At 58.2% G+C, this 574-nt stretch carries 1 protein-coding gene; it reads left to right on the top strand.

Annotation, left to right across the window (positions count from 1 at the left end):
- Nucleotides 1-411 precede the first annotated feature (411 nt).
- The coding region (locus AC1RUR_RS38365) for a flagellin N-terminal helical domain-containing protein (RefSeq protein ID WP_492853354.1) at nt 412-574 on the top strand (163 nt) is incomplete at its 3' end.

Raw genomic sequence — 574 nt, 5'->3', positions numbered from 1 at the left:
GCTGTCGCTGGCCAACCAGTCGCAGCAGAGCGTGCTGCAGCTGCTCCGCTAACAAGCGGACGACATCGCAAGACGATTACGGCGGCGGGGCTTCGGCCTCGCCGCTTTCTTTTTGGCGCCGGCATCAGAATGCCGCCCGAGAGATGGGAAGGATGCATCCGGATGCAGCCAATTGCCCACTCTGAGTTATGGTTGACAAGTCGCAAACGCTTCGTCACTGCATCAAAAAGCATCATCCGATCATGGCGATATGGGCGAGCGCGATCCGGCCCTGAGCGCGCATATGGTGAATCCGCGCAAGGACTCGCGCGACACGCTTCATGCTTTGTTAGCCCCAAACGTTCACCGTCCCGGCCATCGATTAATCCTAATCGAAGTTTGTTGCGTTGCGTACCAGAAGGGTAACACTCAATGTCCGGTATTGTTCTCTCCTCGTCGGTTCGTCAGAACCTGCTCTCTCTCCAGTCCACCGCTGACCTTCTCGCCACGACCCAGAGCCGTCTGTCGACCGGCAAGAGCGTCAACTCGGCCCTGGACAATCCCACCAACTTCTTCACGGCACAGTCGCTCGACA

The sequence above is a fragment of the Bradyrhizobium sp. GW821-FHT12B03 genome, from assembly GCF_058807535.1.
This window is presented reverse-complemented; position numbering and strand designations above follow the sequence as displayed.